The organism is Novosphingobium mississippiense (genome assembly GCF_044029535.1).
Lineage (GTDB): Bacteria > Pseudomonadota > Alphaproteobacteria > Sphingomonadales > Sphingomonadaceae > Novosphingobium.
The window spans coordinates 2141322-2150198 of record NZ_CP147003.1; the positions used below are offsets into that span (position 1 = coordinate 2141322).

4 protein-coding genes are annotated in these 8877 nt (G+C 67.4%); 1 reads left to right on the plus strand and 3 read right to left on the minus strand.

Features of this window, described 5'->3' with window-relative positions; translation table 11 throughout:
• Nucleotides 1–75 precede the first annotated feature (75 nt).
• Complete coding sequence (locus WBP06_RS27845) at nucleotides 76–5682, plus strand: hypothetical protein (RefSeq protein ID WP_395335960.1); 5607 nt, start codon at nucleotides 76–78, stop codon at nucleotides 5680–5682.
• Between the two features lie 57 nt (nucleotides 5683–5739).
• On the opposite strand, the gene WBP06_RS27850 is transcribed toward WBP06_RS27845, so the two are convergent.
• The 3 genes from WBP06_RS27850 to WBP06_RS27860 all read right to left on the minus strand — a co-directional run bounded on the left by WBP06_RS27850 (nucleotide 5740) and on the right by WBP06_RS27860 (nucleotide 8734).
• On the minus strand, nucleotides 5740–6738 hold the full coding sequence (locus tag WBP06_RS27850) for a dipeptide epimerase (protein WP_395335962.1): 999 nt from the start codon (nucleotides 6736–6738) through the stop codon (nucleotides 5740–5742).
• Nucleotide 6739: 1 nt separating this feature from the next.
• The gene (locus WBP06_RS27855; RefSeq protein WP_395335964.1) at nucleotides 6740–7759 is read right to left on the minus strand and encodes a DUF1611 domain-containing protein; all 1020 of its coding nucleotides are present in this window, start codon (nucleotides 7757–7759) and stop codon (nucleotides 6740–6742) included.
• Nucleotides 7760–7846: 87 nt separating this feature from the next.
• Nucleotides 7847–8734 (minus strand): LysR family transcriptional regulator, encoded by an 888-nt coding sequence (locus WBP06_RS27860; RefSeq protein WP_395335966.1) that lies wholly within the window; start codon nucleotides 8732–8734, stop codon nucleotides 7847–7849.
• Nucleotides 8735–8877 lie beyond the last annotated feature (143 nt).

The following is an 8877-nucleotide window of genomic DNA, read 5'->3' on the forward strand; positions in this document are numbered from 1 at the left end:
TTTCCTAACTTTCCCCAATTCGGCCGGGTCCGCGCGGACCCGGCCAACAGAAAATGCGCTAACAGGAGAATTGCCTTGAAGACCAAGCTCATGGCCGGCGCGTCGGCGCTGACCCTCGTGATGTTTGCACCCGGCGTCGCCCAGGCGGTGGTCCCCACCAGTTGCGGCGTGCCGAATACTTCGGCTGATCCCAACGTGGCATCGTGCATCAGCGACAGCACCGATTTCGCCAATGGCATCAGCTACGACCAGTCGACTTATGGCACGCCTGCCAATCTGAAGATCGACATCTACGGCACCGCCGTCGTCAACGCGACCGGCACGCCCACTGCGGTCAGCATCAATGGATCGGTGGATCACAACGCCCTGATCGGTGCGCGCAACGGCTCGAAGATCACCGGGACGCAGACCGGTCTGCAGGCGCAGACTTCGGGGATCGGCAATGCCGATATTGTGAACCACGGCACCGTCAACGCCGGCGGCCTGGGTGCCTTTTCCGCTGCGCTCGGCACCGGTTCGGCTACGATCACCAATGCCAGCGACGGCACCGTCACCGTGACCCAACCGTCCACCGGGGGCGTCAGCGGCGGGGCGGCCCTTGCCATCACCGGCACCAACGGTAGCATCGTCAACCAGGGCAAGGTTACCGTCAATTCGGCCGGGGCAGGGCAGTTCTTCGGTCTCAGAGCCGCTGGCCTCGGCGGCGGTACGCTGACGGCCACCAACTCCAATCTGGTATCGGTCGCCACGGATGCGGCCGACGCGGTGGGCATCGGCACCCTGCCGAGTGCCGGCAACTTCGTCTTTGCCAACAACGCCACGCTCACCGTATCGTCGAATACCGGCAGCGCCACCGGCCTTGCCGTCATCGGCGACGGCTCCGCCGGAGCCAGCACGCTGACGAATACCGGTGCGCTTTCGGTCACCTCCACCAGCGGCAGCGCGACGGGCATGTCTGTCGATCAGGGCACCGATGTGACCATGGCCGCCACGCGCGCCAACGCCGCCAGCACTTTCACGGTTTCCGGTGCCGATGCCACGGGCTTTGCCGTCACCGACGCAACCGGTGCGGTCAGCGTGACAGGCTCGGGTCAGGCGGTCGGCGTTACCGGCACGACCTCCGCCACCGGCGTTTCGGTTTCCGGCGGCACCACGCAGACGGTCGCCTTTGCGCCCGCCACCTTGGGTGGCACCGCCTATTCGGGTGACCTGGTGGTGGGCGCGGCTGGCGATGCCAGCGGCGTGGTGCTCAGCGGGGCGAGCGATGCCGTCTCGGTCGGCTTCACCGGCGCCAGCCTCTCGGTAACCAGCACGGCCAGCAGCGCGATCGGCATCGACGTAACGGGTGGCAGTTCGGTCGACATCGCGGTGAGCGGTACGGGCGCGGCGCTAACGGTTTCGGCGGCCGGCGGCGATGCCACCGGCGTTTCCACCTCCGGCGCGAGCGGCGCGCAGGGTGTGAGCTTCGGCAATCGCCTGAGCGTCAGCACTTTGGCAGGGACGGCCACCGGCATCTCGCTGGCCGACGGTACCGCTCAGTCGGTGACGCTGACCAACGGCGCGGCCGTGTCGGGGTCGGCGGACGCTACGGGCATCAGCCTGGAAGGCGGCACCGGCGCATTGGCTGTGACGGCCGGTAGTGGGCTGGCCGTAACCAGCACGACGGGCACGGCCACCGGCGTGGCGCTGGCGGACGGCACCGACCAGATGGTTACGCTGGGCAATGGCGCTACCGTTGTCGGCGCGGGCGGCGCCATGGGCGTCAGCCTGGACGGCGGCAGCGGTGCGCTGGCAGTGACCAGCACCGGCACGCTCACCGTGGATGGCGGCGCCGGTCAGGGCAATGGCATTTTCGTTCGCGATGGCGCCAGCCAGACCGTTGCGCTGAATGGCGCACTGACCGTTTCCGGCACCGGCGCATCCTATGGCGTGCAGGCGCAGGACAGCCAGGGGAACGTCTCGATCACGGCTGCGGACGCTTTCGCGGTGACCAGCACGGGCAATACCGCCATCGGCGTCATGGCGTCGGGCGATGGCGACGTTGCGGTGAATTTCGCCAAGGGCCTGAACGTGCAGGGCGGCACTTACGCTGCCGGCGCCTTCGTGGGCGGCAGCGGCGCGCTCTCGCTGACTTCGGCGGATGACTTCTCGGTCACCGCCGGCAGCAACCTGGTCTTCGGCGCTTATATGGTGGGTGGCACGTCGCAGGACGCGCGCTTTGACGGCGATCTGATCGTCGCCAGTTCCGGCGGAGGCATCGGCGCGCTGCAGGGCGGGGCCACGGGCCCCATCTCGCTGACCATCGCGGGCGATTTCACCGGTACCGAACTGCAGCAAGGCTTCCAGCAAGGCGGAGGTAGCGCGCAGACCATCGTCCTTGACGGCGCGTTCGATCTGACGGGCACGACGGGCGATCTGGTCGGCGTGGGCCAGTCGGCCGCGGCGGACAGCTCCAGCCTCGATGTCGGCGGCACCTTCACTGTGACTGCGAACGGCGGATCGGTCACCGGCGTGTTGCTGGACGGCAATGACGCCACGGTTTCGCTGGCGAAGGACGTGACGGTTTCAGCCAACGGCGCCAATGCTACGGGTCTTGTCGCGACGCTTTCGGGCGACGCGCAGTTCACCTTCGGCGGCGGGCTGAGCGTGGCCAATGATACCGCCTCGGCAGGCGGCAGCGCCACGGGCGTGTCGGTTGCGGGAACCGGCGCGCAAAATATCGCGCTCACCGGTCCCGTCACAGTTTCTGCGGACGGCACGGCCACCGGCTTCGATCTTACCGGGGATACCGGCGCCATCGAACTGGCGGCCAATGCGCCCGTCACCGTCACCAGTGCCAACGGCGATGCCCTTGGTCTGTCGATCGACGGCGGCACCGACCAGACTGCGACGCTGGGCGGCCTGCTGACCGTCAACGGCGTGGGCAGCGCGGCGGGCGTGGCCCTGGCCAACGGCACCGGTACGGCCAGCCTTGACCTTGCGGCCGGCCTCAATGTCACCAGCAGCACGGCGGATGCCGTCGGCATCCAGGCCGCGGACGGCGCGGCGCTGGCGATCGACGCGCTTTCCGATGTGACCGTTTCGGCGGCTGGCAACGCCGTGGGCGTCCAGTCCACCGGCTTTACCGGCGCGCAGAACGTGCAACTGGGCAATGTCACCGTCAGCGCGACCGGTGGCGAGGTTCTGGGCGTCGATCTCTCCGGTAGCGGCGCGATTACGCTGGCGGATGCCGGCTCGGTTGCCGTCAACGGCGTGGGCGGCACCGGCGTGTCGGTCATCGGCACCGGCACGGATGGTGCGATCTCGGTTTCGCTGGCCGATGTCCAGACGGCGGGCGACGATGTGATCGGCGTGAACCTTGGCCAGACCGGCACCGGTTCCAGCGGCGACATCACCGCCAGCCTCGGCTCTGTCGCCACGATCGGCACCGGCGCCACGGGCGTAACCGTGCAGGGATCGCAGTCGGGCACGACCTCGCTCACCGTGGGTGCCAGCGCGGCTGCGGCAGTACGCTCGACCGGGACCGTGACGGCCGCCGCCGCCGCCACGACCGGCGGCGTCTCGACCCAGGGTGACAACGCCAATGGCGTCACTTTCGCGGTTGTCGACGGTGCGGGCACGCTGACCAACCTCGGCACGATTTCGACCACCGGCGCCAATTCTCTCGGCATTGCCGCCAGCGCTAGCGGCGCCGGATCGATCGCCGTCAACAGCGCCACCGTGACCACCACCGGCGCGGGTTCGGATGGTGTTTCTGTGCAGACCGGATCGGGCGCGCAGACGCTGGCCCTGACCAGCGTTGCCGTTACTGGCGCGGGTTCGCGCGGCGTTGTCGCCACGTCGGACAGCGGCGCGATCGGGCTGTCCAGCGGCAGCGTTTCGGCGGCGAGCGGCGATGCCGTGTTCCTGACTTCGACCAGCGGCAATGTCTCGGCCACGCTGGCAAGCGGCGGTGCCACCGTCTCGAAGACGGGTGCGGGCCTTGCCATCACCACAGGCGGCAGCGCTTCGGTGACGCAGGGCAGCACCGCCACGCTGCAGGGCGCGACCTATGGCCTTCTCTCGGATGCCGCAGGTGGGCAGACCGTGGTGCTTTCGGGCACGGTGGGTGCGGCCAGCAACCATGCCGTTGCGCTTTCGGGCGGTGCGGCCACGCTGACCAACAACGGCACGATCAACGGCTTCATGACCTTCGACACGGCCTCCACCATGCTGACAAACGCCGGCACCTGGAATGCGCAGGGCAGTGACAGCACCTTCGCGGGCAATGCCACGGTGATCAACAGCGGCACGCTGAACATCAACGCCGCGGCAGCCGCCGCCGCAACGATGAAGCTGACCGGTGTCTCCACCTTCCGCAACAGCGGGACGATCAGCCTTGTCAACGGCCACACCGGCGATGTGCTCGATCTGGGCAATGCGGCTTTCGTGGGAAGCGGCAATTCGCGCGTGGTGCTGGAGGCCAACTTGGGTTCGACGGCCGTGGGCGCCAGTGCGGCGCAGACGGCGGACCAACTGACCGTCGGCGCCGTGACCGGCACGACCACGATCTCCATCAAGGACCTGAGCGGCGCCACCGGCGCGAAGTTCAACTTTGACGGCATCCGTCTGGTCAACGCTGCATCGATCGCCAACGGCGCCTTCGTTCTGGAAGGCGGCGCTGTGAACAAGGGCTTCGTCGATTACCAGCTGGCCACCGACGCAGCGGGCAATCTCGATCTGGTCGGCGTGCCCAGCACGCAGGCCTTCGAGCTTGTCCGTACGGGAGCCGAAGTGCGCCATTACTGGCGCCGTTCGGGCGATGCCTGGTCGGAACAGATGCGCGCGCTTTCGCCGCAGGACGGCATGGCGTTCTGGGGTCAGGTGCTGGGCGGCAGCGAGACCAATCGCTCGCGTCCGCTCTATTCGGCAACCGTGCTGGGCACCGCGACCAGCTTCGCGCCGAACCTCGACGTGAGGGATAGCTGGTTCGGCGGCCAGTTCGGACTCGACTGGGGCCGTTCGGCAGCCAATGGCACCGGCTGGGGCCTTGGCGTGACCGGCGGCTACGTCTCGCAGGACGGCAAGGTGAAGTCGACGGGCGACAAGATCAAACTGAGCGGCGGGAACGTGGGCCTCTATGCTCGCTACCGCAGCGAAGATGGCCTGTTCGCCCACGCGCTGGCCAAGCTGGATCGCTATTCGCTGAAGTACGACCTTGGCAACGGCGCCAGCGCGCCGAAGTCGAACGGCACCAGCTATGGCGTGGAGATCGAAGCGGGCTACCACATCCGCGCCGGCACGATGTTCGTAGAGCCTTCGGCCAGCGCCTCGTGGACCGATGCCGATTTGGACGGTTTCGCCGCGACCGGCGGCGTCGGTGCCAAGTTCGATCATGTCCAGAGCTTCTATGGCCGCGGCGGCGTGCGTGCGGGCATCGAAACCCAGTCGGGCGACTGGGCGCTGCAGCCCTATGTCGGCGTGAACTACGAAGGCGAGTTGAACGGCCGTCCGGGCGCCACGCTGTCTTCCGGCGGTGAGGACCTCTACTTCCGCGATGCCTCCGAAGGTGGTCGCGCGCGCTGGGAAGTGGGCATCCAGGGCGCTTCGCAGGGCCTGTCTGCCTTCGTCAAGGTCGAAGGCGTCACCGGATCGGGCTCCAGCGGCGTTGCCGGCCGCGCGGGTGTCTCCGTCCGCTGGTAAACGGCGCGATTGTTGCGGGAAAAGGGCCGGCGCACTTCGGTGCGTCGGCCCTTTTCCTTACGGGCGACCCCAGCCAAGCGCATCGGGCGCGCGCAACATTCCTTGCTCAACTTGGCATCCCCCAGGGACATCGCTTTCCAGCCATAGCGGGCCATCCAGATCGACGAAGCGGCTCTGCGCCGCCAACGGCCAGGCCGCCGCGACCGAGAGCGAGGAGCAGAGCATGCACCCGGTCATCACGCCCATGCCCGCATCGCGCGCGGCCTGCGCCAATGCCAGCGCGCCGGTAAGGCCGCCGGACTTGTCCAGCTTCACGGTGACATAGGCGTAGCGTCGGCGCAGCTGCGCGACATCGGCGGCAACATGCGCGGATTCATCGGCGGAAAGCGGCACGGGGGATCGAAAGCCCTCCAGCGCATCGTCTCGCCCGGCGGGCAACGGCTGTTCCAACAGTTGGACGCGCGCCGCCGCCAAGGCCGGCAGCACGCGCCGAAGCAGCGCCATGTCCCAGCTCTCGTTGGCGTCCGCGATCAGCACCGCACCCGGCGCGGCGGCGCGGATCGCGGCAATCCGGTCTTCGACATGATGCCCATCCAGCTTGATCTTGAGCAGCGGCGGCGGGCCATCCGCGCCGTGGCGTGCGACCAGCATGCGGGCGCGTTCGGCCATGTCCCGGGGAGAGGCGATACCCACGGTGACGGCGGTCACCAGTGCTGCCGGCATTTCGGTGGCGACCGGCACGCCGGAAAGCTTGGCTTCAAGATCCCAAAGCGCACAATCGATGGCATTGCGAGTGGCGCCGGCCGGCATCATGGCAAGCAGCTCCTCCCGCCCGATGCCTTGCGCGATGCTCGGCGCCATCGCCATGATCTGCTGCAGGACATCGGGCGCGGATTCGCCGTAGCGGGCATTGGGAGCGCCTTCGCCGCTTCCCTCACGCCCCTCGTGCGCGATAGTCACGCGCACCAAGTCGATAGCCTCACGCGTGCCGCGCGCGATGGCGAAGGGTTGTGCTAGGCGGTGATGGGCGATTGCGGCAGAGAGGCTGCGGCTCACGTCAGGACGCGCTTGCCGGAAAGCGTTCGACCAGTCGGTCGACCACGGAACCCATGCCGGTGACCACGGGATCGACGCAGGGCAGGCCGGTTTCGGCCGAGATCGCGGCGCGCAAGTCCTCGGCCGCGGCGGGCTCAAGGCCGGAGCCATTGATGGAAACGCCCACGCATTCGACATCGGGGCTGGTCAGTCGGGCGCTGCGCAGGTTTTCCTCGATGCAGGCGGCGATGCCGGGCACCGGCATGTGCGGCAGCCCACGCATGTGCGGGCGCGCGGGATCGTGGCACATGACCAGCGCCTGCGGTTGCGCGCCATGCAGCAGGCCCAGCGAAACGCCGGCGAAGGAAGGGTTGAACAGCGATCCCTGCCCCTCGATCACGTCCCAGACATTGCTGTCCCGCGCGGGGGAAAGTGCTTCGGCGGCGCCGGAGATGAAATCGGCGATCACGCTGTCGACCACCACGCCTTCGCCGGCGATCAGTACCCCGGTCTGGCCGGTGGCGCGGAAACGAGCGGGAATGCCCCGAGCGCGCAAGGCGTCGGCAAGGTGGAGGGCGGTATACATCTTGCCGACCGCACAGTCGGTGCCGACCGTCAGGATACGGCGACCGGGGCGGCGTGCACCCGTGCCCACTTTCAGTCCTTCCGGCGCGGCGCGCACGTCGATCAGCTGGCGTCCAAGTTCATCAGCCCGCTCGCGTATGCGACGATCGCTGGAAAGGTGCTGGTGCAGGCCCGAAACGACATGAAGCCCGGCGTCCAGCGCGGCAAGAATATGCGGGATCATTGCTTCGTCCATGCGACCGCCGCTGGTGGCGACGCCCAGGACAAGTGCCCTTGCCCCCTTTGCGGCGGCCTCTGCCACATCCATGCGCGGCAGGCCGAGGGTCACGGGATTGTCCGCCTCGCGCAGTTCGCCGATGCAATCCTCGCGCCGGAATGTCGCCAGCCCGCGAGAGGTCTTGATGTCCAAAGGGTTACGCTTGTCGCCGATGTAGAGGAGGAAGGGGCCGGGGATCATGAAACTCGCTTTCCGTCTGTCAGTGACGGGGCAATACCATGGCCCTCTCGGCTTGAATCATCGCGATATGGGCTCGATCCATAACCTTCACTTATAATCGTGCAGGCATTTGCGCAAATGATCCAGAAAATCGAGCGCGAGCCGCGATGGCGGACGGGCTTCCAGATAGGCGGCGTGCATCTGATAAGGCTGCGGCGGGTCGAGAGGACGCAGCGCCATTCCTGGCGCACGCATGGCCAAAGCGGTGTGCAGGTCGACGATGGTGGAGCCCAATCCCGCACGCGCCATGGCGGCGGCAACGAAAAAGGTGCGCGATGCGCCCACCGGATCTGTCTCGATCGCCTGTTGTGCCATTTCGTCGGCAACCGCGCGGCCTTGCGGCCCACTGTCGGACGTGGCGATGAACGAGCGACCGGCCAGAGCGGACAACGGCAACCGCTCTGGCGCGTTGGGAAAGTCTCCCTCGCGGAAGAAGGCGACCATCTCGCCGCCGCCGATGGGCGTGCTTGCCACCAGAGCGTCGCGCGGCGGAGTGTAGCAGATCACCATGTCGGTCTCACGCTCGCGCAGCTTGTCGGCCATGTCGTCGTGATGGATCGTGTGCAGTTCGATCGAAACACCGGAGTGGCGGGCCAGATAGCCCGCCAGCGCTTCGGGCAGGAGTTCCATGCCCAGCGCCGGCAGGGTGGAAAGCCGCAAAGTCGTGCCGCGCCCGTGCCGCATGTTGCGTGCGGTTTCGCGCATCTGGCGGACTTTGTCCTGAATGGCGTCGGCCTGCTCGTAAAGATCATGGGCATCGGCGGTCGGCACCAGTCGCCCGCGTGTCCGCTCGAACAGGGGAAAACCCAGCACGCTCTCGGCATGGCGCAGCAGGCTGGTGACTGCCGGCTGAGATACATGAAGCAGCCGCGCCGCCGCGCTGACCGATCCTGTGGTGTAGACCGCGTGGAAGACTTCGATATGGCGCAGGTTCATGGGGCCGTTTTTAGAACGCACGCGGGAATGCGCCAAGCCTCGCAATGAGCGAATCGGCTGCGGCTTGATTCGAAGGCCCTCGATACCCATCTGTGTGTTCGAAGCGGTTGGAAGCGGCGGAAAACGGCCACATTTTGGAGATG